22 protein-coding genes are annotated in these 23512 nt (G+C 58.5%); 15 read left to right on the top strand and 7 right to left on the bottom strand.

Going from position 1 to position 23512, the window contains the following annotated elements; translation table 11 throughout:
- Positions 1–10 precede the first annotated feature (10 nt).
- A complete protein-coding gene (locus AC19YQ_RS19280; protein ID WP_500595686.1) occupies positions 11–1783 on the top strand; it encodes an acyl-CoA dehydrogenase C-terminal domain-containing protein in 1773 nt (590 codons plus the stop codon).
- A 65-nt stretch (positions 1784–1848) separates the two neighbouring features.
- On the opposite strand, the gene AC19YQ_RS19275 is transcribed toward AC19YQ_RS19280, so the two are convergent.
- Entirely contained in the window at positions 1849–2145 is a 297-nt protein-coding gene (locus AC19YQ_RS19275; RefSeq protein WP_133078084.1) for an antibiotic biosynthesis monooxygenase, read from the bottom strand.
- A 26-nt stretch (positions 2146–2171) separates the two neighbouring features.
- Positions 2172–2408 (bottom strand): HP1242/YdcH family protein, encoded by a 237-nt coding sequence (locus AC19YQ_RS19270; RefSeq protein WP_019822745.1) that lies wholly within the window; start codon positions 2406–2408, stop codon positions 2172–2174.
- A gap of 541 nt (positions 2409–2949) precedes the next feature.
- Between AC19YQ_RS19270 and bcsE the strand changes: the two genes are divergently transcribed.
- The 9 genes from bcsE to bcsC are packed head-to-tail and all read left to right on the top strand — an operon-like array spanning position 2950 to position 16811.
- Positions 2950–4497 (top strand): cellulose biosynthesis protein BcsE, encoded by a 1548-nt coding sequence (gene bcsE, locus AC19YQ_RS19265; RefSeq protein WP_500595685.1) that lies wholly within the window; start codon positions 2950–2952, stop codon positions 4495–4497.
- Entirely contained in the window at positions 4494–4694 is a 201-nt protein-coding gene (gene bcsF / locus AC19YQ_RS19260; protein WP_133078081.1) for a cellulose biosynthesis protein BcsF, read from the top strand. Before bcsE ends, bcsF begins: the two co-directional genes overlap by 4 nt.
- Complete coding sequence (bcsG, locus tag AC19YQ_RS19255; RefSeq protein ID WP_219261871.1) at positions 4681–6327, top strand: cellulose biosynthesis protein BcsG; 1647 nt, start codon at positions 4681–4683, stop codon at positions 6325–6327. Before bcsF ends, bcsG begins: the two co-directional genes overlap by 14 nt.
- Positions 6297–6533 carry a cellulose biosynthesis protein BcsR gene (bcsR, locus tag AC19YQ_RS19250; RefSeq protein ID WP_133078079.1) on the top strand — a complete coding sequence of 79 codons (237 nt, stop codon included), beginning with the start codon at positions 6297–6299 and terminating at the stop codon, positions 6531–6533. The genes bcsG and bcsR overlap by 31 nt, the downstream gene beginning before the upstream one ends.
- Positions 6530–7252, top strand: coding sequence for a cellulose biosynthesis protein BcsQ (gene bcsQ / locus AC19YQ_RS19245; protein ID WP_219261870.1), 723 nt, complete (start codon positions 6530–6532; stop codon positions 7250–7252). Before bcsR ends, bcsQ begins: the two co-directional genes overlap by 4 nt.
- Positions 7249–9852 (top strand): UDP-forming cellulose synthase catalytic subunit, encoded by a 2604-nt coding sequence (gene bcsA / locus AC19YQ_RS19240; protein WP_326426901.1) that lies wholly within the window; start codon positions 7249–7251, stop codon positions 9850–9852. The genes bcsQ and bcsA overlap by 4 nt, the downstream gene beginning before the upstream one ends.
- Positions 9849–12176: a cellulose biosynthesis cyclic di-GMP-binding regulatory protein BcsB gene (bcsB, locus tag AC19YQ_RS19235; protein ID WP_500595684.1), complete on the top strand. Its 2328-nt coding sequence runs from the start codon at positions 9849–9851 to the stop codon at positions 12174–12176. Before bcsA ends, bcsB begins: the two co-directional genes overlap by 4 nt.
- 4 nt (positions 12177–12180) lie before the next feature.
- Complete coding sequence (gene bcsZ, locus AC19YQ_RS19230; RefSeq protein WP_219261867.1) at positions 12181–13293, top strand: cellulose synthase complex periplasmic endoglucanase BcsZ; 1113 nt, start codon at positions 12181–12183, stop codon at positions 13291–13293.
- The gene (bcsC, locus tag AC19YQ_RS19225; RefSeq protein ID WP_500595683.1) at positions 13281–16811 is read left to right on the top strand and encodes a cellulose synthase complex outer membrane protein BcsC; all 3531 of its coding nucleotides are present in this window, start codon (positions 13281–13283) and stop codon (positions 16809–16811) included. The genes bcsZ and bcsC overlap by 13 nt, the downstream gene beginning before the upstream one ends.
- 42 nt (positions 16812–16853) lie before the next feature.
- Here bcsC and gorA read toward each other — a convergent pair whose 3' ends face one another.
- Positions 16854–18212, bottom strand: a complete 1359-nt coding sequence (gorA, locus tag AC19YQ_RS19220) for a glutathione-disulfide reductase (RefSeq protein ID WP_500595682.1) — start codon at positions 18210–18212, stop codon at positions 16854–16856.
- 135 nt (positions 18213–18347) lie between these two features.
- Complete coding sequence (galU, locus tag AC19YQ_RS19215; protein WP_095029362.1) at positions 18348–19187, bottom strand: UTP--glucose-1-phosphate uridylyltransferase GalU; 840 nt, start codon at positions 19185–19187, stop codon at positions 18348–18350.
- A gap of 226 nt (positions 19188–19413) precedes the next feature.
- Between galU and AC19YQ_RS19210 the strand changes: the two genes are divergently transcribed.
- Both AC19YQ_RS19210 and AC19YQ_RS19205 read left to right on the top strand, forming a co-directional pair.
- On the top strand, positions 19414–19602 hold the full coding sequence (locus AC19YQ_RS19210) for a hypothetical protein (protein WP_500595680.1): 189 nt from the start codon (positions 19414–19416) through the stop codon (positions 19600–19602).
- Positions 19603–19629: 27 nt separating this feature from the next.
- Positions 19630–19911: a hypothetical protein gene (locus AC19YQ_RS19205; protein ID WP_133078071.1), complete on the top strand. Its 282-nt coding sequence runs from the start codon at positions 19630–19632 to the stop codon at positions 19909–19911.
- Between the two features lie 59 nt (positions 19912–19970).
- Here AC19YQ_RS19205 and AC19YQ_RS19200 read toward each other — a convergent pair whose 3' ends face one another.
- The 3 genes from AC19YQ_RS19200 to AC19YQ_RS19190 form a co-directional block, all read right to left on the bottom strand.
- A complete protein-coding gene (locus AC19YQ_RS19200) occupies positions 19971–20897 on the bottom strand; it encodes a c-type cytochrome (protein WP_133078070.1) in 927 nt (308 codons plus the stop codon).
- Positions 20894–21547, bottom strand: a complete 654-nt coding sequence (locus AC19YQ_RS19195) for a c-type cytochrome (protein ID WP_219261863.1) — start codon at positions 21545–21547, stop codon at positions 20894–20896. The genes AC19YQ_RS19200 and AC19YQ_RS19195 overlap by 4 nt, the downstream gene beginning before the upstream one ends.
- Positions 21548–21731: 184 nt before the next feature.
- Positions 21732–22085, bottom strand: a complete 354-nt coding sequence (locus AC19YQ_RS19190; protein ID WP_133078068.1) for a hypothetical protein — start codon at positions 22083–22085, stop codon at positions 21732–21734.
- Positions 22086–22293: 208 nt separating this feature from the next.
- Between AC19YQ_RS19190 and AC19YQ_RS19185 the strand changes: the two genes are divergently transcribed.
- Genes AC19YQ_RS19185 through alkB form a run of 3 tightly spaced genes read left to right on the top strand, consistent with a single transcriptional unit; the run spans position 22294 to position 23438 of the window.
- The gene (locus AC19YQ_RS19185; protein ID WP_003445729.1) at positions 22294–22596 is read left to right on the top strand and encodes a DUF1883 domain-containing protein; all 303 of its coding nucleotides are present in this window, start codon (positions 22294–22296) and stop codon (positions 22594–22596) included.
- 18 nt (positions 22597–22614) lie between these two features.
- Positions 22615–22782, top strand: coding sequence for a hypothetical protein (locus AC19YQ_RS19180; RefSeq protein ID WP_219261862.1), 168 nt, complete (start codon positions 22615–22617; stop codon positions 22780–22782).
- A gap of 5 nt (positions 22783–22787) precedes the next feature.
- Entirely contained in the window at positions 22788–23438 is a 651-nt protein-coding gene (alkB, locus tag AC19YQ_RS19175) for a DNA oxidative demethylase AlkB (RefSeq protein ID WP_133078067.1), read from the top strand.
- The last annotated feature ends 74 nt before the right edge of the window (positions 23439–23512 follow it).

Here is a 23512-nt window from a genome sequence, read left to right as displayed (position 1 = left end):
GAGACTTCACATGCCTGATTTCAATGCCCCGCTTCGCGACATGCGCTTTGTCCTGCACGAACTGTTCGAGGCCCCTGCGCTTTGGGCCCGACTGCCCGCACTGGCCGACCATGTGGATGCCGATACCAGCGATGCGATTCTCGAAGAAGCCGCCAAAGTCACCGGCCAGTTGATTGCTCCACTCAACCGCAGTGGCGATGAGCAAGGCGCCCAGTGGAACGCAGGCCAGGTGACGACCCCCAAGGGCTTCAAGTCGGCCTATGACACCTACATCGAAGGCGGCTGGGTCGGCTTGTCGGGCAACCCTGAATTCGGCGGGCTTGGCATGCCGAAGATGCTGGCCGTGCAATTTGAAGAAATGCTCTACGGCGCCAACGCAAGCTTTGCCCTGTACTCGGCATTGACCAGCGGCGCCTGCCTGGCCATTGATGCCCACGCCAGTGAAGCCCTCAAGCGCATCTTCCTGCCCCCGATGTATGAAGGTCGCTGGGCCGGTTCAATGTGTTTGACCGAGGCCCATTCCGGTACCGACCTCGGCATTATCCGTACCCGTGCCGAACCACTGCCGGACGGCAGTTTCTGCATCAGCGGCAGCAAGATATTCATCACCGGCGGCGACCAGGACCTGACCGAAAACATCATTCACCTGGTGCTGGCCAAACTGCCGGATGCGCCAGCCGGTCCACGGGGCATTTCGCTGTTCCTGGTGCCCAAGGTACTGCTCAATGACGATGGTTCCCTGGGTCAAGGCAATGCCGTGAGCTGTGGCTCCATCGAGCACAAAATGGGGATCAAGGCATCCGCCACCTGCGTGATCAATTTTGACGGTGCACAGGGCTGGTTGATTGGCGACGCCAACAAAGGCCTGGCAGCCATGTTCACCATGATGAATTACGAACGGCTGTCGATCGGCATTCAGGGCATTGGTTGCGCCGAAGCCTCCTATCAGAATGCCCGTGCCTATGCCTGCGAGCGCCTGCAAGGCCGAGCACCGACCGGAGCCGTGGCACCTGAAAAAATCGCCGACCCGATCATTGTTCATCCGGATGTGCGACGCATGCTGCTGAGCATGAAGGCCATGACCGAAGGCGGTCGGGCTTTCGCCAGCTACGTGGGTCAACAACTGGACCTCGCCAAGTTCTCACCCGACCCCCGGGAACAACAGGACGCCAGCACGCTGGTGGCCTTGCTCACGCCGGTGGCCAAAGCCTTTTTCACCGATACCGGGTTCGACAGTTGCGTGCTGGGGCAGCAAGTGTTTGGTGGCCACGGCTACATCCGTGAGTGGGGTCAGGAGCAGTTGGTCCGTGATGTGCGCATCGCCCAGATTTATGAAGGCACCAACGGGATCCAGGCCCTGGATTTACTGGGCCGTAAAGTGATCGCCAACGGCGGTGCAAGCCTGCGCATGTTTACCGCGCAGATCCGCGACTTTGCCCAAAGCCCCGGCAAACCTTACGCCAGCGAGTTGCTCGACGCGGTACAGCGTCTTGAAAACGTCAGTGACTGGTTGCAGGCTCGGGTCAAGGTCAACCCCAACGAAACCGGCGCCGCCTGCGTCGAGTACCTGAACCTGTTCGGGTATGTGGCATACGCCTGGCTCTGGGCGCGCATGGCCGATGTGGCGCAGCGTTCGATGGATGCCGATCCGGCGTTCTATAGCGCCAAGCTGGCCACTGCGCAGTTCTACTTCAGCCGCCTGCTGCCGCGCACGTTGAGCCTTGAGCACACCATCCGGGCAGGCAGCGAATCCTTGTATGAGCTGGATGCCGCTCACTTTTAAACCCGTAAAATAAAACGGCGGCCTCTAAGGGCCGCCGCAGGGTGCTGCACCATTGCCCCTGAGCCTTAAATGCTCAGTTCGTCCAGCAGCAACACTTCACGGTGGGCCAGCAGATCACCCACCGCATGGGTCATCGCCTGATAGTGCGGGGTGGTTTTGTGGTGCTCAATAGCCTCCATGTCCGCCCAGCCTTCAATGAATACAAAGCACTCAGGATCGGTTCGATCCACGTGCAGGTCATAGAAACGACAGCCAGGCTCGGCTCGGGAGCCTTCGACACAGGCGCGCAGGGCCTGTTCTACCGTTCTGCCATGACCAGGTTTGGCGCGCAATGTGGCCACAATTTTGATGATTTGAGACATGTGTACTTCCTGCAACGTGCGATGACTTAAGCGCTCAAGATTTGCGCGATTTTATCCTTGATAAGGAGGCGCTGCTCCTTGAGCTTGCGCAGCACATCATCCGCAACCCCTATTGCATCGTTGGCTTCAGCCTCAACCACTTCGGCATCTTTTTCGCCGTACTGCACAAACAGCTGATTCAGATGAGGGTTTTCGCTGCGAAACTTGCTGATAGCCTCTTTGGTAAGCCCCAAGTCCTGTAACAAGTCGTGCTTGACTGGCATAGATACACCTCATGGACATCTTGGTTACGGGGTCAGGCTCTGAGGGAGAACCTGATCGAAAGTATTCAGTTCGCGATGAACCACCTAAGCAATAGCACGCAAAAGGCCCGTCAGAAAGCCGGGAGAGCACTTTAGTCCCCCTTCTACCCCGCCGTCTCAGTCACTTTACACAGCAAAACCTGCCTTGCATGCCCTGCAGCCCTTGCCAGTCAACCCCCACAATCAAAGTGCCAATTTAATGACTTAATTCACATAAGCGGTATTTTTTTGACTTTTTAACGCTGCAAATCATGGGTTTGATAATTTTCCGGTGATAAGCTGCTGACTTTCCGACACAACCTGAGCTGTAGTACTACGCTTGTGACAGACAAAGCAGGCAGCACGCCCATAACAATAAACGGCCAGAATTACTGGGTAACATGTTGACAGTCATATAATTGGCGCCATAAAAGGTTAACCCCAAAAGGCGCAAGTGATTGTTTTGCATGAATGACAGTACCAGACGCCTCAATAAATGCTTTTCCCTGGGGGGACTTTACGCTTGGTTCATATCAGTTTGGCCATCAGCGGATTGCTGGATCAACAGATTGTGTTGCGCGCAGGCGGCTTGTATTGGGTCACGGTCGATCACTCGACTGACGCAAAACTGCTGGCAAGGCAATTTCTTGAAGCATTACCCGAAAGCGTGCCAGCCACGCTGATTGCAGGTGCCGGTTCGGTCCAGCCGATCATCAGCGATATGGCACCCGATCGCGGTCCCGGCAAGCTCAAGCTGTTTGAAATCGCCCAGAGAGTCATAGAGCCTGGACTGGCCACGCTGACCCGCGATCTTGGCCGTGCCGGCATACTCCCTTCAAGCCAGATCCTGCTGGTGCTGCCCTCGAACACTTGGGCCGAATCGACTACGGCCATCCAGTTGCAACGCTGGATCGAGCGCATACGCGGGTGGCTGCTTGAGCGCAACGCAACGCTATTGGTGATTACCCACGGCGAAGCTGCGCTGCTGCATGCCCAATTGCTGCAACTTAACCAGACCCTGTCCGGTTTAAGTCGCCTGTACTGCTTCAACGGCGATCTGCGCTACCAATTGCACTTCTGGCACAACGAACTGGGTGTCACTGCTGGCCAGGAATTCAAACTCACCGATAAAGGCAATGCCCTGACGCTGATTCCCCAAGCGGTGGTCGATACCCAGCCACGGGTGGCCGACGATCAGCACGTGTACCTCGCCGAGCGCACCGTACTGGAAGGTGCGCCGTCGATGTCTAAACACTGGTACCTGTTCGAAGGCCGTGAGGCGTTGCTTGAAGCCGCCGAGTCTGCCCGTGCGGCCACCGTTATCGTGGGCATCGACAATAGTTACCAGCTACTCGAACTGGCCCAGCAGCTGCACGACTTACGGGAACATTGCGGCCCCGAACTGAAAATCGTCGTACGTGAAATGGAGCCGTCGGTGCGCTATCGCGACGAGCGCCTGCTGCTGGCGTGTGGCGCCAACATGATCGTTCCCGACGGCACACTGCTTTCCAGGTTCCTGAGCATGATCGAAAGCATTCAGGGCCAACGCTGGCAATACACCCAGAGCATCGACTTCAAGACGCTGCTTGAGCGTCAGCGCCCGCCTCAGATTCGCGGGCTGGTCAGCCCCAATGACTTTTATGAGGCCGTATCGCAGATCTACAGGGACAGCTCAGGTGAAGTGACCCATCAGCTGATGAAGTTCGAGCCTGTACCGGGACTGGGCGAGGAACTGTTTTTGAACCAGATGTGCCTTCGTCGTTTTGGCGACTTCGCCTGCCTGCTGGACGGTGAGCTGTACCTGTTTCTGTTTGCCTGCCGTGCAGATGGACTGGAGCCGGCACTGGGCAACATCTGTCGTCTGCCCTGGCGTGACATGTTCACCCAGCGCCGCATGTTGAGCGGGCCTTCCGACCTGCCTGCACAGACCTTCACAAAGGCCCGGGCGGTACCGGCGCATTTGCATATCCCCGTCGAGGCACCGGCCATCATGCCGACACCGGGCGTCAGTGAGCGTGCACCGCTAAATCCTCAACGATTCACGCTTCCTCTCAGTGAGCCACAGTCATGACGTTCCTTGAGCTGATCGATGTCATTGCATTGACCTGTGTGGTCACCATACTGCTGACGCTGTTCTGGCAGCGCATCCGGATGTTCCTGAAAAAGCATTTCGAGCAGTACCTGTCACCTCGCTATATGAAATCGTGCGGCGTCAGACGTCGCATGCCTGCCAGCCCTGCTCAGAGAACGCCTGATGAGTCTGTTTAAGTCTGACGCACCGGCGCAAAAAATTGCCGGACCCTGGCGCGGCCTGGGAGCCTGGAACCTGTATTTCCTGGCCAAGTTCCTGCTGGCCTGGACAGGGCACCTGAATCTCCAGATATTGCCCAACCTGATTTTTGCGGTGGTGTTGCTGATCCCGATCGCCAACCCTGTGCTGCGCCGTGCGCGCACCCTGATTGCGATCCCGGTTGCCGTGGCGCTGCTGTATCAGGACACCTGGTTCCCGCCCTTCTCCCGGTTGCTGGCACAGCCCGGGGTACTGGATTTCTCCTTTGACTACGTGGTCGAGTTGCTGGGGCGATTCATCGACTGGCAAGTGTGCGCCATGTTGCTGCTGTTGATCGTGGGCTACCTGTTCCTCAATCAGTGGCTGCGCCTGACGACCTTCACCCTGCTGGGTTTTGCCTGGCTGGGCATGGGTAACCTGCAATGGCTGCTGCCCCCTTCTGTCGCGCCACAAATGGCCGGCACTCAAGCCGTTACCGGTGGACAAACCAGCAGCGTGGGCGAGCCGGACGATGCGACGCTCAATGGTTATCTGGACAAGTTTTACCTCACTGAATCGACCCGCAAAGTCGACTTCAAGGAGCCTGCCGTCAAGCCGCCGCCTTTTGACCTGTTGGTGATCAATATTTGCTCCATGGCCTGGGATGACCTTGAAGCCGTGGGCTTGCGCGATAACACGCTGTTCAGTCAGATGGACGTGATTTTCGACAACTTCAACTCGGCCACCGCCTACAGTGGCCCTGCAGCTATCCGTTTGATGCGCGCCAGTTGCGGCCAGACCTCCCATGCACAGCTCTACAAGCAACCGGCAGATCAATGCCTGTTGTTCGATGACTTGCGCAAGCTGGGTTTCTCCAACGAGCTGATGCTCAACCACACGGGCGCATTCGACGGCTTCCTCCAGGAAGTCCGCGAGCAGGGCCAGTTGCCTCCTCCGGCACTGGGCGTAGTCCCTGCAGGCCTGCCAAGGACGTACGTAGGTTTTGATGGCTCACCTATCTGGCGCGACCGCGATGTATTGGGCAAGTGGTGGCAACACCGCATGGCCGAGGACACGCCCAACATGGCGCTGTTCTACAACACCACCAGCCTGCATGACGGCAACCGGCAAGTGCAGTCTGATGGCGGTACCCAGCCAGCTGACTACAGCAGCCGCGCACAGGTCCTGCTCGACGACCTCAATGCGTTCCTCAAGGAACTGCAAAAAAGTGGACGCCGCGTGGTGGTGGCCATCGTTCCCGAACATGGTGCCGCGCTGCATGGTGACCGCATGCAGATTGCCGGGATGCGCGAAATCCCGAGCGACTCGATCACCCACGTACCGGTTGGCATCAAGCTGATCAACATGGGCGACAACGGCCAATCCTCGCCCGTCCATATCAGCGAGCCAAGCAGCTACCTGGCGGTCGCCGAAATCATAGCGCGCCTGTATGCCGACCCTGCACTGAGCAATGGCCAGACCGTGGACTGGTCCAGACTGCTGACCGATCTTCCACAAACCCCGAAAGTATCTGAAAACTCAGGGACCGTCGTGCTTGATTACAACGGCAAGCCCTATGTGCGAATCAAGGAGAACGGCGGATGGCTGCCTTACCCACAGCGGTTCAAATAAGCGCCGATATCCTTTCGCGCAAAGAGCGTGCCGATGATATCGCCCGGCTCAAGTCGATGATGGAATTGCACGCCCTGGAATACATCGACGTGTCGGCGCATATGGAGCTGTTGCAGGCTTTTGAGCGCTGGCCGTTGCTGGCTTATCTGGAGGCGCAGCACACGCCGCCCCTTGATCTGGATAAAGACACGGAGCACACCCCATGATTGCCATGAGTTTGCGTGGCGTGCGCGGTGGCGTGGGTACCAGCTCAACCCTGGCGGCGCTGGGCCATGCGCTGCATGAGCTGGGACAGAGGGTACTGCTGGTGGACATGTGCCCGGAGAACTCCCTCGGCCTGCATTTCAACATGGACCTGGCACCCCGCGAGGGCTGGGCCCGGGCGACTCTGGATCAGCAACCCTGGCATGAGCATGCATGGTGTGTAGAGCCCGGCCTGTGCGTGCTGCCCTACGGGCAACTGCAACCGGTCGAATTCATCCAGCTCGACGGCCTGCTGCTTGAGCAGCCACAACTCTGGAGCCAGCGCCAGGCCGCGCTGGCCGACGCCTTTGACTGGATACTGTTCGATCTGCCGCAGCGCTTGCCAGGCCACATGGCCAACCCGCACTGCAGTATTTCAATCATGGTGCTCAACGCCGACGCCGCCTGCCACGTATTGTTGCAACCGCAACTGGCGCAAACGCCACTGTTTCTGGTCAACCGTTTCGATGCCGCCAGCCAGCTGCAGCGGGATCTGCTGCTGATCTGGCAGCACCGCTATGCCCAGGCACTGGTGCCTGTGAACCTGCACGCAGACGAAGCCATGGGTGAAGCCCTGGCCAGAAGCGAGCCCGCAGGCCGCTATGCACCCACCAGCCTGATTGCACTGGATGTCATCAGCCTGGCCAGTTGGTGCCTGCTTCGCGGCAGGAGGGCTGAATGATTGCGCACTGGTTCCCCTACACACGCTTGCGGCGTGAGCAGAACTGCACCCGGTTCACGGCCTTTATTCTGGCGCTGATCCAGGCCCTGGGCTGGATCTTTCTGCGCCTTGAGTCGCGCAACTGGAAAGCCTTGCGTGATCAGCACAGACGCCTGTATCCGCACCTGGCCCAGAAGCGATCCACCATTGGCGACCCGTTGCGTTATGTCGTGCAAACCGTGTGGCTGCTGCTGGTGCGTACGCCGAACCTGAACCAGATCGGGCGCCAGCGTTTCCGTCAGCGCCTGGGCTCCTGGGTGTCGTTGGTGCTCAATATTGTCCAGCGTCCGTGGAACCTGCTGTCCAATTCCTTTGCCCATTTACCCACGGCGATCAGCCCGCAGGTCAGTAAAGGCTCCCACTGGTGGAACACCATGCAGTGGCCTCTGCGCAAGGTGCTCTACATCGGCATTGGCATCATCGCACTGGCCTTGATTGTGCTGTGTATCACCGAGCCTTTCGGTTATCTGGCGCAACTGGTGTTCGTGATCCTGTTGTGGGTACTGGCAATGCTGGTGCGCCGCATGCCGGGACGCTTTCCGACCTTGTTGCTGATCGTATTGTCGATCATCGTTTCGTGCCGCTACCTGTGGTGGCGGTACACCTCGACCCTGAACTGGAACGACAATCTGGATCTGATCTGCGGCCTGATTCTGCTGATCGCCGAGACCTACTCCTGGCTGATCCTGTTGCTGGGCTATGTGCAGACCTCATGGCCGCTCAATCGCCAACCGGCGCAATTGCCCGCAGACATGGAGCAATGGCCGGTCGTCGACCTGTTGATTCCGACGTACAACGAAGAGCTGTCCGTAACCCGTGGCACGGTGTACGCCGCGCTTGGCATCGACTGGCCGAAAGACAAGCTGCGCATTCACCTGCTTGATGACGGCAACCGTCCAAGCTTCAAGGCATTCGCCGAAGAGGTGGGCATCAACTACATCGCCCGGACCGACAACCGCCACGCCAAGGCCGGTAACCTCAATCATGCACTGACCTTGATCGACGGCGATCTGGTGGCGATTTTTGACTGCGACCACATGCCTGCCCGCTCCTTCCTGCAGTTGACGGTTGGCTGGTTCCTGCGTGACCCGACCCTGGCGCTGGTACAGACCCCGCACCACTTCCTGTCACCTGATCCGTTCGAGCGCAACCTGGGTACCTTCCGTAACCGCCCCAACGAAGGCGAGCTGTTTTACGGTTTGATCCAGGACGGTAACGACATGTGGAACGCTGCGTTTTTCTGCGGCTCCTGCGCCATCGTGCGCCGTACTGCGATTGACTCCATTGGCGGGTTCGCGGTCGAAACCGTGACCGAAGATGCCCACACCGCCCTGCGCCTGCACCGCAACGGCTGGACCTCGGCCTATCTGCGCATCCCGCAGGCAGCAGGCCTGGCAACCGAGAGCCTGTCGGCGCATATCGGTCAGCGCATCCGCTGGGCACGGGGCATGGTGCAGATTTTCCGCACCGACAACCCGCTGCTGGGCAAGGGCCTGACCATCTTCCAGCGCATCTGCTACACCAACGCCATGATGCACTTCCTGGTGGGGTTGCCACGGCTGGTGTTCCTCACTGCGCCCCTGGCCTTCCTGTTGCTGCACGCCTACATCATCTACGCCCCGGCGGTGATGATCCTGCTGTACGTGTTGCCGCACATGATCCACGCCAGCCTCACCAACTCACGGATGCAAGGCGCCTACCGCCAGACATTCTGGGGCGAGGTGTACGAGACCGTGCTGGCCTGGTACATCGCACGACCCACCACCGTGGCATTGTTCAGCCCGTCGCGGGGCAAGTTCAACGTGACCGCCAAGGGCGGCATGATGGAAGAAAACCAGTTCGACTGGCAGACCGCCAAACCGTATCTGGTGCTGTCGGTGCTCAACGTGGTCGGCCTGGGGTTTGCCGTCTGGCGCCTCTTTACCGGGCCAAAGGATGAGATCTTCACCATCCTCGTCAGTGTGCTGTGGGTGATTTACAACCTGCTGATCATTGGTGCTGCGGTTGCCGTTGCGGCCGAGGTGCGCCAGGTGCGCACCACGCACCGTGTACTTGCCCGTTTGCCAGGGGCCATCAGATTGTCCGACGGGCACAGCTACCCTTGTGAACTCGTGGACTACTCGGACGGTGGCGTCGGCCTGCAAGTGAGCCAGGCCCTGCAACTGCCCGTCGGCACACAGGTATCGCTGATCCTTCAGCGGGGCAACCGCGAGTTTGTGTTCACCGGTACTCTGACCCGCTCCAGCGACCGGTTTATCGGCTTGAGCTTTGCCCAGTTGCCGCCCGAACAAAAGATCGAGTTCGTGCAGTGCACCTTTGGCCGCGCCGATGCCTGGCTTGACCACAACAGCGGGTTTGAGGCTGACAAGCCGATCCAGAGTCTCAAGGAGATTCTGGCCCTGGGCGTCAAAGGCTATTACCGCCTTTATGAATACCTGCCCAAGTGGATACGCGTCATCGCGAAACCGTTTTTGCTCATTTTTCAGTGGCTGGGCAGCTTTTTGCCGCGCATGCCCGAAGCACCTACCCCCCTTATCTCCCGGCCAGTGAGCAGATCATGAGTCGTCTATCTAAAAAAGCTATCTTCGCCAGCCTCGCGCTGATGACCTTCGCCTCGCAGCTTATGTCGGCCCCCTTGCCTTTACCTGGCAATTCACCTGTGCCCGCTCCACTGCCCAAGCCGGCGGTCGCCCAGACGGATCAGGTACTGCCAAGCTGGCCAGTCACCTACTCATTCGAACAGTTGGGGCGAGCCACAGACTCCCTGCTGCTAGGGATCAACAGCTCAGACGTGGTGGAGTTCAGCCTGCGTCGCGACCGGATTGCCAGCGATGCCAGCCTGCAGCTGGACTACACGCCCTCACCTGCATTGATCCCGACGCTTTCACATATCCGGGTGTACCTCAACGATGTGCTGATGGGCGTTCTGCCGATTGAGAAAGACCAGCTGGGGCGCAAAACCACGCAGAAAATAGCCTTTGATCCACGGCTGATTTCGGACTTCAACCGCCTGCGGCTGGAGTTTGTCGGTCATTACACTGATATCTGTGAAGACCCGGCCAACAACACGTTGTGGGTCAATATCAGCCGCGGTAGCGCTATTACCTTGCAAGAACAGGCCCTGAGCCTGCAAAACGACCTGGCGTTCTTCCCGCTGCCGTTCTTTGATCCACGCAACAACAGCAAGCTGGAACTGCCATTTGTGTTCGCCGCCAACCCGACGCTGGGTGAACAGAAAGCGGCCACGATCCTGGCCTCTTACTTTGGCAGTCAGTCCAACTGGCGTGGCGCAAGTTTCCCGGTGTCGTTCGATACGCTGCCAGGGGTACAGAACAAGGATGCAGTGCAACCGACCGTAGTCTTCGCCACGAACGATCACCGTCCGGCCTTCATGAGCGACCTGGAAAAATTCCCGGCCGTGACGGCGCCTGTGGTCGAAATGATCGATCACCCGGATGCGCCCTACAGCAAAGTCCTGCTGATCATGGGCCGCAACGAAGAAGACCTGACCACTGCTGCCAAGGCTCTGGCCCTGGGCGGTAATTTGCTGCGCGGTTCGCGCGTTACCATCGACAAGGTTCAGGAGCTGCACCCGCGCAAACCCTACGATGCTCCGGCCTGGATGCGGACCGACCGGCCAGTGCGTTTTGCCGAGCTGATTACCTACCCGCAACAATTGCAGGTCAGCGGGTTGCAGCCGCGTCCCATCACCCTGGATGTAAACCTGCCACCCGATCTTTTCGTGTGGCGTAACCAGGGTATCCCGCTGCGCACTCAATACCGCTACACCGCACCGTCGGCCAATGATGATTCACGCCTCAATATCAGCCTCAACGACCAGTTCATCACCAGCCTGCCGTTGCTGCGCAAAGACACCAGCAACCTGGAAGAGCTGCGCTTGGCGGTGCTGTCCAATGACACCGCAAACGTCAATGAAAAGCTGATCGTACCCTCGCTGAAAATTGGCGACCGCAACCGCCTGCGTTTCGATTTCAACTTTGCCAGCACCGTGGGCAGTTCGCAGCGTGATCGCTGCCAGACCATCCTGCCGGCCAACACCCAGGCCATCATCGATGAAGATTCCACCATCGACATGTCCGGCTATCACCACTACATCAGCATGCCGGACCTCAAGGCATTTGTGCGCAGCGGCTTCCCGTTCAGCCGCATGGCCGACATGTCCGAATCCATCGTGGTGGTTCCAAGCAACGCTTCACCGACACAGATCAGCACCCTGCTTGAAACGGTATCCGGCATTTCTGCCCGCTCCGGCTACCCGGCCTTTGGTGTGCGCCTGAGCGATGACTGGGCGTCGGCGTCCAAGGAGGATGTCGACTTGCTGTTACTGGGCGAGATGGCCCCGGAGTTGCGCGACAACCCGGACATGAGCGTGCTGTTGCAACGTCAGCACGACATGCTGGTGCAGCCTTACGGCACCACTGGCATTGATGCCAACAACCGCCGCGGGCCGTCAACCGACGGTCGCAACACACCGGCCAACAAAACCGAAGTTACGGCCCAGGCACCGATTGCGGCCATGTTAGGCATGCAGTCACCTACCCACAACCAGCGCAGCATCGTCGCATTGCTGGGCAATGAGGATGCCGACTACAACCTGCTGCGCGAGGCCTTGGGCGACAGCGGCAAGCTGGACGCGGTGGCAGGCTCTGTGGCACTGGTTCGCAGCAGCGGCGTCTACAGCCAACTGGTCGGTGATCAATACTTTGTCGGCAACCTGCCGTGGTACCTGCTGTTGTGGTACCAGCTGTCAGAGCACCCGGTATTGCTGGCCATACTGGCCGTGATCAGCGTTCTGCTCAGCGCCTTCCTGCTGTGGCGTGCCCTGAGCTGGGCGGCCAACCGTCGTCTGCACAAGGATGACTAAGGCCATGAAACGACTGGCGGCACTCGCCCTGACTTCGACCTTGGGTTGTCTTCCCCTGGTGGCGAGTGCGGCATCCTGTGACTGGCCCGCCTGGGACAGTTACAAGAAAACCATGATGAGCAGCGACGGGCGCATCATCGATGCCTCGTCGACGCAGTTGATCACGACGTCGGAAGGCCAGAGTTACGGGCTGTTTTTTGCCTTGCTGGCCAACGACAGGAAAAGCTTCGCCTCGATTCTCGAATGGACCCGCAATAACCTGGCAGATGGCAGCCTTGAAGGTCATCTGCCTGCCTGGCAATGGGGGCGCGACAAAAGCGGCCAGTGGCACATCCTGGACAGCAACAATGCCAGCGATGCCGATCTGTGGATCGCCTACAGCCTGCTTGAAGCCGGACGCCTGTGGCAGTGGCCCGAGTACGTCGCGCTGGGGCAGAACATCCTCTGGCGCAGTGCGGCCCAAAGCCTGCGCAAATTACCCCGCCTGGGCCTGATGCTGTTGCCCGGCGATGTGGGGTTCGACAGCCCCAAAGGCTGGCGCCTGAACCCCAGCTATCTGCCACCGCAACTGTTGGCACGCTTTGCCCGGATTTCACCGATATGGGCTGAGCTGGCGAGCAATCAGCAGCGCATGTTGATAGAGACTTCACCCAAAGGTTTTGCCCCCGACTGGCTGTTATGGAAAGCCGGTGGTGGCTGGGCTCCCGACACCAAGGACGGCTCCCAGGGCGACTACGATGCCATTCGCGTCTACCTGTGGGTCGGCATGCTGGCTCCGGACGCAGCCAACCGTCAGGTCCTGCAACAGCACTTTGCGCCGATGGCCAACCTGACTCAAACCCTGGGCTATCCACCGGAAAGCGTGAATGCAGTGACCGGTAAATACACCGGAACGGGCCCGGTGGGTTTTTCCGCCGCCATGCTGCCGTTACTGGCAAGTCTGGACTCCCCTGCACTGGCCGTACAACAGGCACGGATCCAGCAACAACCGCCTGCGGCGGATGCTTATTACAACCAGTCGCTGCTGCTGTTTGGCCAGGGCTGGGATGAAGAACGCTATCGCTTTGACAAGGATGGGCAGCTTTTACCTTCGTGGATCAAGACATGCCAAAAATAACAACGTGGGCGTTCCTGCTCGGTGGATTGTCCACTGCAGCCATTGCACAACCGACCACGGTGCAGGAACAGCAACAGTGGCTACTGGAGCAGGTACGTATCGGTGAAGCCATGTACCGGGAAGATCTGGTACGCGCCTCACTGGCACGGCTGCAATTGATCGCCCCCAACGACCCGCAGGCGCTGGTCGCGTCTATACGCCAGGCATTGCTGGACAAGAATCCGGATCTGGCCCGCCAGCGTCTGGCGCAATTGCAAAGCGTTGCCCCCGACTCAGCGGCGCTGCGCCAGGCCCAGAGCCTGATGAAGCTGCAAGACCCGCAAAGCCTCAAAGACCTGCAGCAGGCGCGCCTGTTTGCAGCCGCTGGCCGACCTGAAGAGGCCGCTGCAATTTTCGAGCGACTGTTTGGCAATGCACCACCCGATTTCGCCACGGCGCTGGAGTACCTGCGTATCCGCAGCAATATCCCGGGCCAGCATCCTCAAGTAATCGATCAACTGCGGGCTCTGGATAAGCAATACCCGGGCAACGCCGGGCTGCGCCAAACCCTGGCCGACTTGCTGTTTCGGGAAAAAAGGGCGCCAGAAGCCCTGGTGGTCCTGCAAGAACTGTCCAGCGACCCGATTGCCAGTAACGCCGCCGCAGAGCGTGAGTACACCTACCTCGGCACATTACCCATCGATCGCACTACGGCCCAGGCCTGGCAGGGGTTTATCGCCCGCTACCCCAACTCTCCACTGATCGGTGAGGCCAACAAGAACCTGCAACAACAGCAGCGTTTGCTTGGCGACCCGGCGTGGAACGCAGGGGCTCAAGGCAAGCAGATGATTGATCAGTCGCGCAATCCGGTGGCCGCTGAAGGGCAATTGCGCAGCGCCCTCAAACAATATCCGGACGATCCGACCCTCTACGGTGCCCTGGGCATGGCGCTGTTTCGTCAGGGCCGCTATGCCGAAGCCAACACCAGCTTCTCCACGGCGCGAACCAAGGAACAAGACACCTCCAACATCAGCAAGTGGCAGGACCTGATGGACGCCAGCCGCTACCGCATGTTGCTCAGCCAGGGTGACAAGGCCCTTGAGCAAAAGAACCTGCCAGCGGCACGTAACGCATTTTCTCAGGCCCGCAAGACCAAGCCCGCCGATGCCGACCCACTCATTGGCCTGGCCAGCGTTGCACAGGCCGAGCATGACGATATCCAGGCGGAAGCCTTGCTGTTGCAGGCCCGTCGCCTAGAACCGGGTAATGGCAGCGCCGTCAGGGGGCTGGTTCGCTTGTACAGCGCCCAGGACCCGCAAAAGGCCAAGGCATTTCTCAATGGCCTGCCCGCCTCCAGCCAGAAGGAATTCTCCGGGCTGCGCCAGAGCATGGAGCTGGACGAACTGAACCAGCAGGCCGATGCGGCTACCGAGCGCAAGGACTGGCCGCAAGTGGCCGCATTGCTGAGCAAGATCCGCAACCTGAGCCCTGATGAACCCTGGGTGACTTACCGCCTGGCCAACGCCCAGCGCGAGATCAACCAGCCTGGCGCAGCCGATGACAGCTTCAAGCAATTGATGAACCGCCAGGGGCGAAACCCGGAAGCCATCTACGCCTACGCGCTTTATTTGTCGAACACCGATCGCGATGCCAGCGCCCTGAGCGCGCTGGAGAAATTGCCCAAGGCGCAATGGACCGACTCCATGCGTGAGCTGGACTCACGCCTGCAGCGCAACGTACTGGTTGCCCGCGCCGAACGCCTGCGCGCAGAAGGTCATGAACCGCAAGCCATTGCCCTGTTGATGCAAACCAGCGACAGCGACGACCTGATGACCGTCGCTGGCTGGGCCCAGGAGCGCGGCGACTTCGAGCAAGCGCAAAGCCTGTATGGCCAGGTGCTGAAGAAGGATCCCGCCAATACCGGGGCACGACTGGGGCAAATCGAAACCCTGATTGCCAACCGGCAACTGCCTGCAGCCCGGCAACAACTGGCACAGTTCAATCCGGCCCCCGGCACCGTATTGACCTCTTCCGAACAACGACGGGTGGCCAATGCCTGGGTCGCCGTGGGCGAGCCTGACAAAGCCCGGGCCATCTACGCGCAGCTGCTCAAGTCACCCCAGGCCGATCCGCTGGTGTACCGCGATGCGGCGCGGCTGATGTCGGTCAAGGAGCCGCAACAGGCACTGGATTACTACGCCAAGAGTATGGCTGCCGCGGGCCTGATTACTCCTGAGCAGGCCAACCCTCGCGACAACCGCGCAATGACCATGGCCAGTCGCGAGAAGGACGATGATCAGTGGCTGGCCCGTAGCCTGCGCAGCGACGTGGGTGAGCTGTACCAGCGGCAAAATCCTACGGTCCACCTGTACACCGATTACGGGTGGCGCTCGGACAACGCCTCTGCCGGTACATCAGATACGGATACCCGCACCACCATCCTGCAACTGGACCTGCCAGTGGCGGATGGCACCGGCTTTTTACGTGCAGAACAGCTGAATATGGATGCGGGTAAATTCAGTGCCGATCCCGACGGGTTGGTTCGCGAAAATTACGGTACCTGCGCCGTGAAATACAACGTCAAGGGCACTACCAGCCCCGACTTGTCAGGTTGCGAAGACAGTTCCCAGTCGGTCAACGGCACCATGATGGCCGCTGGCTGGAAGAACGAAGTCTGGAATGTCGACATCGGTCGCACGCCGGACAACTTCAAAGTGCCCAACTGGCTGGGCGGCGTGGCCTACAGCAGCAAGTTCGAGTCCGTGGGCTGGACCCTGACCGGCTCGCGTCGCCCCTTGAGCAACTCGATCCTGTCCTATGCCGGTGCCACAGACCCCATTACAGGGATTACCTGGGGCGGTGTCACCTCCAACGGCCTGACCTTGAGCCTGAGCCACGACGAGGGTGGCGTGGACGGCGTATGGGCCAGCTTCGGCCAGCACTGGTTGCGCGGCAAGAACGTAGAAGACAACCACAAGAGCACGGCCATGGCCGGTTACTACTATCGTTTGGTCGAACGCGCCGACGAACGTATGCGCACCGGTCTGACGCTGATGTACTGGGGGTATGACAAGGACTTGAGTGAGTACACCCTGGGCCAGGGCGGCTACTACAGCCCGCAGAAGTACTATTCGATTGGCGTGCCGCTGAACTATGCGTTCCGTACCGCCAACTGGTCGGTGGCCCTGGAAAGCTCGGTGAGCTGGTCGTATGCCAAGACTGACGCCAATGACCTTTACCCACTCAGCGGGCTGAACGACAAGCTGATCCAGGGACTGGACGAGCGAGGCTTCCAGCTGGCCGACGGCCTGGGCCAGACGTCGGGCGGCAGCAGTACGGGTATCGGCTACCGCCTGCAAGGACTGGTGGAGCGCAGGCTGTCGGACCATCTGGTACTGGGAGGCGGTTTGCTCTATCAGCACAGTGACAGCTACGCACCCAGCCGAGCGATGCTCTACCTGCGTTATACCTTCGACGTCTGGCAGGGCAACTTGCCATTACCGGTACAGCCGTTGATTCCGTATGCCGACTTCCGTTAACAACATCGCGTAACGCTAAACCCGTAGTCGCTGCCAGGGGATTTAGCGTTTAACCGGTGTACGCATGGTCACAAACTCTTCGGCGGCCGTCGGGTGTACCCCGATGGTTTCGTCAAAGTGCTGTTTGGTCGCCCCCGCCTTCAAGGCAATCGCCAGTCCCTGCACGATCTCTCCCGCCTCTGGGCCAACCATGTGGCAACCCAGCACCTTGTCGGTGTCGGCATCGACCACCAGCTTCATCAGCGTACGTTCCTGGCATTCGGTCAGGGTCAGTTTCATGGGGCGGAAGCTGCTCTCGAAAATCTGCACCTTGTGCCCGGCTTCAACCGCCTGCTCTTCGCTCAGGCCCACTGTGCCTATGTTGGGCAGGCTGAACACCGCTGTCGGGATCATTTGGTAATCCACCGGGCGATATTGCTCAGGCTTGAACAGGCGGCGTGCCACGGCCATGCCTTCAGCGAGTGCCACCGGGGTCAGTTGCACGCGACCGATAACATCTCCGATAGCCAGAATCGACGGTTCGCCACTCTGGTACAGATCGTCCACTTCAACGAAGCCGCGCTTGTCGAGTTTGACCCCGGTGTTCTCCAGGCCCAGGTTATCGAGCATCGGACGACGGCCCGTGGCGTAGAAAATACAATCGGCGACCAGCTCACGACCGTCTTTGAGCGTGGCCTTGAGGCTGCCGTCAGGCTGCTTGTCGATACGCTCGATATCGGCGTTGAACTGAACATCCATCCCGCGCTTGGTCAGCTCTTCGTGCAAATGCTTGCGCACCGCACCGTCAAAACCGCGCAGGAACATTTCACCGCGATACAGCAAGGAGGTTTTGGCCCCCAGGCCGTGGAAAATCCCCGCGAACTCAACGGCGATATACCCCCCGCCCACGACCAGTACACGCTTGGGCAACTCTTTGAGAAAGAACGCTTCGTTGGAGCTGATCGCGTGCTCATGGCCCGGGATCTCGGGGATCTGCGGCCAGCCACCGGTGGCGATCAGAATATGTTTGGCGGTGTGGCTCTGACCATTGACTTCAACTTCGTTCGGCCCGGTCAGTTTGGCGTGACCTTCCATCAAGGTGACGCCGCTGTTCACCAGCAAGTTGCGGTAAATGCCGTTCAGGCGATGGATTTCTCGGTCCTTGTTGGCAATCAGGGTCGCCCAATCAAAGTTCGCCTCTCCCAGGCTCCAGCCAAAACCTGAAGCCTGTTCAAAATCTTCAGCAAAATGCGCACCGTAAACCAGCAGCTTTTTAGGTACGCACCCCACGTTGACGCATGTCCCGCCCAAATAGCGGCTTTCGGCTACGGCTACTTTCGCGCCGAAACCTGCAGCAAAACGGGCCGCGCGTACACCGCCAGAACCCGCACCAATCACAAACAGATCAAATTCGTAGGCCATTTCTATCTCCCAGGCAGGCCATCAGCATAATCACTTCGGCGCGATTGACCAGCGCCGCAGCTTGCCGAAGGCAAAAAAACGAAAAAGCCACCCGAGGGTGGCTTTCTCTTGAAGCTCTCTACAACTCGGCGCTAATTAGTAAGCCTTGCCGGTTTTGTAGAAGTTTTCGAAGCAGAAGTTGGTTGCTTCGATGTAGCCTTCAGCGCCGCCGCAGTCAAAGCGTTGGCCTTTGAATTTGTACGCGATCACGCAACCGTTTTGCGCCTGTTTCATCAGGGCGTCGGTGATCTGGATTTCACCGCCTTTGCCTGGCTCGGTCTGTTTGATCAGATCGAAGATGTCCGGGGTCAGGATGTAACGACCGATGATCGCCAGGTTCGACGGTGCATCTTCAGGTGCCGGTTTTTCAACCATGTTGCGCACGCGGTACAGGTCATCACCAATCAGGTCGCCAGCGATCACGCCGTACTTGTTGGTCTCTGCAGGATCAACTTCCTGGATGGCGATGATGGTGCAGCGGTACTGGTTGTACAGCTTGACCATCTGCGTCAGGACGCCGTCGCCTTCCAGGTTGACGCACAAGTCGTCCGCCAGTACTACGGCAAAGGGTTCGTCGCCGATCAGTGGGCGACCGGTCAGAATCGCATGACCCAGGCCTTTCATTTCGGTTTGACGAGTGTAAGAGAACGAACACTCGCTCAGCAGACGACGGATACCCACCAGGTACTTTTCTTTGTCAGTGCCCTTGATCTGGTTTTCCAGCTCGTAGCTGATGTCAAAGTGGTCTTCCAGAGCGCGCTTGCCACGGCCCGTTACGATGGAAATTTCAGTCAAGCCAGCGTCCAGTGCTTCTTCAACCCCGTACTGGATCAGTGGCTTGTTCACCACCGGCAGCATTTCTTTAGGCATGGCCTTTGTCGCTGGCAAAAAGCGAGTGCCGTAACCGGCTGCTGGGAACAAGCATTTCTTGATCATATGAGTCCTTTAAAGGGCTGTACGTTCCAATTTTGGCGCAGTCTAATCAGGCGGCATCGACGTTACAATGCCTCTCGATAGCAAACTGATGCCAACCTAGATAAATATTTTGAGCGTTAGTTCCTTTGCCTTTGATTTTGAGTGTTGGTCGGTCGTGTTTAGCAACACCCGTGTTGCGCTTGCGCTATCATCAGGCCATTAATCCAGGCAATCAGGCAGTTCTTCGATGTCCGCAACAATCAGCGTCAATGGTTATGAAATCAAGCCCAACGAAAAGGGCGAGTGGTGCGTGTTTAATGCATCCGGTGCAAACGTTGCAGGTCCATTTGACTCGCAACAGGTTGCCTCTGAAGTTGCCTCGGTTTTCCAGGACCAGCCTGCCCCACCTGCTCGCCGACGCAACAAATCAAACTAATCCTACTGACGTGATAACACTACCTCGATGAAAAACATTCTGACATTACTCGTACTGGTTACATTGGGCGGTTGTGCCACAGCGTCCAATACCTACCTGGCCGACGGCAAGCAAGGGTTGAGCATAGACTGCTCTGGCGAAGCCATGTCGTGGGCCAAGTGCTACGAGAAAGCGGAAGCCTCTTGTGCCGGCACCGGCTATACCATCATTGGCACTGATGGCTCGCCTGCAGTCAAAGAGCGCGACAAGACACTGGGCGTCGACGTCGGTAATTTCAACAGCCGAAATATCGTGGTGGCTTGCAAATAGCTTGCCGACAAGGCTCGGCTGATGCCGCTAAAGCCCGTGGCTTTAGCGGCATTCAGGGATTACTTGACGCCTTGACCGATCAACACCCCATTAATGGTTTGGCCATAAGCATTGACGCCGTCATTGGCGTGAAACTTGACCCGGGTTTTTTCCACTGATCCTTCAACCAACCGCGGATCCTGCGGCCGTTCGTGGGTGTTTACATACGCCGCCACATCCCAGGCTTGTTGGTCACTCAAGCTGTTGGCCTTGCCCAGCGGCATATTGTGTTTGATGAACGAGGCAGCGGTATTGATCCGGTGCATGCCCGCCCCCCAGTTGTATGAATCTTTGCCCCACAGCGGCGGCATTACGTAGTCCCCTCCCGATTTCTGCCCTTGTCCGCTGTCACCGTGGCAAATGGCACATTGATCCTTGTACACCGCCGCACCGCGCGTCAGGTTGTAACCCCCTTCAGGCTCGGGTACGTCCGGGTATCCGCGGCCAGGCAACTCAACTCCCGTAGGAGCCTTGGTCGAAAGCCAGTAGGCATAGGTCGACAGCGCAGTGATCTCTCTACTGTCGGCCGCTGGAGGCGTGCCACCGTTCATGCTGAATTGAAAACACCCCTGCAAGCGCTCGGCAAAGGTGTTGACCTTGTCGTTCTTCTTTCGGTACGCCGGGTACATGGGGTAAGCGCCCCAGAGTGGTGCCGAATTGGCCATGCGGCCCTGGTCCAGGTGGCAATTGGTGCAGTTAAGCCCGTTGCCCACAAATTGCGGTGCCTGGCGTTTCGTGTCGACAAACAGGGCGTAGCCGTCCAGGACCATTTTGCCGTAGGCGTTGTCCGGCAATTCACTTTGCAGTGGCGGTTGAAAATAGACCGTAGCCTGATCGGCTGTGGCGGGTGTCTGAATCTGGGACTGGTCTTCCATCGCAATGGTCGCGGCATAAGCCCCGGAGCTCAGGAAGATCGAAATGGCACACACTGGCGTCAGCATTTTCATGGGGAAACCTCCTTGTGACCCACATTGGCGAAATACTCGGACACCGCCTTGATTTCATCCTCGGTCATGGCCTTGGCGATATGGCCCATCAAGTCATTGGGATCATTGTGCCGGGTGCCCTCTCGCCACGCATTCAACTGCGCCGTCAGGTACATCGCAGGTTGATTGGCCAATGGCGGGAAAGCACTCCCCACCCCCACCCCGCCAGGCCCATGACAACTGACACACTCAGGGATCTGCCGATCCCAGGCGCCGCGCAGGGCCAGTTTTTCGCCCAGGGACGTGGGCATGCTGCTGCGATTGATGGCAGGCACTTCAGGTGCTGGCATGGCCGCGATGGCAGTGGTGACAGCGGTTATTTCCTGGTCGGTCAGCGCCTTGGCCAGCGGTTGCATCACGGGACTGACCCGTTTGCCGCTTTGAAAATCGTGCAACTGCTTGCTCAGGTAGTCGGCAGAAATACCGGCTAGTCGCGGAAAACCGGCTGGCGCAAGCCCCATGCCATCTGCCCCGTGGCATGCCACGCAGGCGGTAGCGCCCGGCTGGGCTCCACCTTGCAGGTAGATGTTTGGGGGCGGCTGCGCCGCCTGAGCGTGGGTGAAGACGAGCAACATCAGGCTGCCAAGAAGCGTTGGTTTAAGTGGAATCATGGCCACTCCATTATTGTTATAAGCTTAGGCCTACAAAATATAAGCACGTAGAGCCTAGGAGACTTCCCTGCCCCTCACAACATTGAGTTGAGCCTGATCCGAACGCGAGGCGAAAAAAAACCTGACACCGCGCAAGGCAGTTGTCAGGTTCGGGGGGCTGTGGAGCGCTGACTGAAACGCCCGCTCACTCGCCTGAAATACAGTGTGTAGCGGCCTTGCGGATGTCGCCCGGTCGAACCGGCACATTCGACATGCTTTCGTAGACCTTGATGCTGCTACCACCGGAGCGTTCTTCGATATCAATGACCGCAGTAGGATTAGACGTCAGCTTTTGCGGGACGATGATTCGAAATCCTTCCTTGTGCGGTTCTATCTGTGGTGCCCTGCGCGTGTTGGACAGTTGCTGCACCAGGCATTGAGCGTAAGCATCAGGCTTCTTGCCAGAAATCACACTCATGGTGGGAAGAGTCTGCTCAATATCCGTGACGGATGCACAACCACCCAAAGCCAGCACCACCGCTAGTACGCCCCACTTCATATACATTCTCCGTTAAAGACCCTACGACAGCAGAAATTCAGGATTTCTCCCTGGGCATAGTGAATAAATACTCAATAGTGGCGGATTATCCACGTTTTACGTCAAACTCACCTGCATCACGGCATAATACTCGGCTTTAGCCCCCTGACTGGACTAAAGCACATGCTATCGTGCTGATTTTTAAGCAGATTCCCATTCTGGAGCCCAAATGAAATTTATTCACCAGCGTGAGCACCTCAACGAGGATGACATTGTAGTCATCGAGTGCTCCCAACCTTGCAACATCCGCCTGATGAGCGATGCGCACTTTCGCAGCTTCAAGAACGGTGGGCGCCACTCCTACCACGGCGGCGCGTTCAAAGATTTTCCGGCCAGAATCACTGCACCGAGCACCGGTTTCTGGAACATCACCATTGACACCGTCACCAGCCGGGCAATCAGCGTAACCCGCAAGCCGAGCTTCCAGCCGACCATTAAAATCGTGCGTCGCTCCAGCTCCAAACTTCGCTAAACCAAGGCAGGAATTACCGTGCAAACCACCAAGTACGTCATCAAGTACAAACTCAATGGCGAACGCCGCTTCGAGTTTGCCCAGCTTCAGACTGGCTCGGAAACTGAAGCCCGCGAAGCACTTGAGAAGATCCACAGCGATGCCGACGATGTCATCACCGATATCAAGGCAAGCAAGGCGCTCTAAAGTCCATGGACTTGTTTGCCGAGCAGGACCTGCAACAGCCCGCCCGTGTCGAGCGCATCAGCGACCAGGCGTTTGTGCTTCGCGGGTTTGCCCTGCCCGCAATCAAAGAGCTGCTGACGGCCATCGATTCAGTCTTGCTCCAATCACCCTTGCGCCAGATGCAGACACCTGGCGGTTTTACCATGTCCGCCCGTTTGAGCAGTTGCGGTGATTTGGGATGGACGACTGATCGCGATGGTTACCGCTACAGCCCTGTCGACCCCCTGAACGCCTGTCCTTGGCCGGACATGCCGGGTGTCTTCCTGGCACTGGCCGAGGCTGCAGCCAACACTGCAGGTTTCGAGGGCTTCGTACCCGATGCCTGCCTTATCAACGCCTATGCCCCGGGCGCCAGGATGTCGCTGCATCAGGACAAGAACGAGCGCTCGTTCAGTGCGCCCATCGTGTCGATTTCCTTGGGGCTGCCAGCAATTTTTCAGTTCGGCGGGTTTGAGCGAAGCGACCCGAGCCAGCGTATTTCTCTGTTCCACGGCGACATCATGGTGTGGGGAGGTGTCGATCGATTGCGCTTTCACGGCGTGATGCCCATCAAACCCGGACACCATTCGTTATTGGGTGAACAGCGGATCAATATCACCCTGCGCCAGGCTGGCTAAGCCGCTTTTCAGACCCCGCAGTCCTCCCCTTGCCGCAGGACCTTATAAAGCGCTGTATATATTTTTATATAGCG

Source organism: Pseudomonas sp. MF06569, from assembly GCF_059862735.1.
This window is presented reverse-complemented; position numbering and strand designations above follow the sequence as displayed.